This is a genomic window from Streptomyces sp. NRRL B-3229 (assembly GCF_000719505.1).
Taxonomy (GTDB): Bacteria; Actinomycetota; Actinomycetes; order Streptomycetales; family Streptomycetaceae; genus Streptomyces; species Streptomyces griseorubiginosus.
Map to the genome: position 1 here is coordinate 1 of NZ_JOGP01000129.1, position 347 is coordinate 347.

The 347-nt window shown below is 70.9% G+C and carries 1 protein-coding gene; it reads left to right on the plus strand.

The features are described from left to right. A partial coding sequence (locus IF54_RS0139070; protein ID WP_030327541.1) for a glycoside hydrolase family 27 protein occupies nucleotides 1-347 on the plus strand: 347 nt, incomplete at both ends.

A 347-nucleotide genomic window follows, 5' to 3' on the forward strand; every position in this document is an offset into this window, starting at 1 on the left:
CCCTCACCCCGCCCCTGGGCTGGAACAGCTGGAACAGCTTCGGGTGCGGAGTCACCGAGGCCCAGGTCCGCCAGGCCGCCGACGCGATGGTGTCCTCGGGCATGCGGGACGCCGGCTACCGGTACATCGTCGTCGACGACTGCTGGTTCGACCCGCAGCGTGACGCGTCGGGCAACCTGCGGGCCAACGCGACCAAGTTCCCCGGCGGGATGAAGGCGCTCGGGGACTACATCCACGGCAAGGGCCTGAAGTTCGGCATCTACCAGGTGCCGGGCGATCGCACCGGCGCCCAGACCAGCGGCGCGTACCCCGGATCGACGGGCAGCCTGGGACACGAGGCCCAGGAC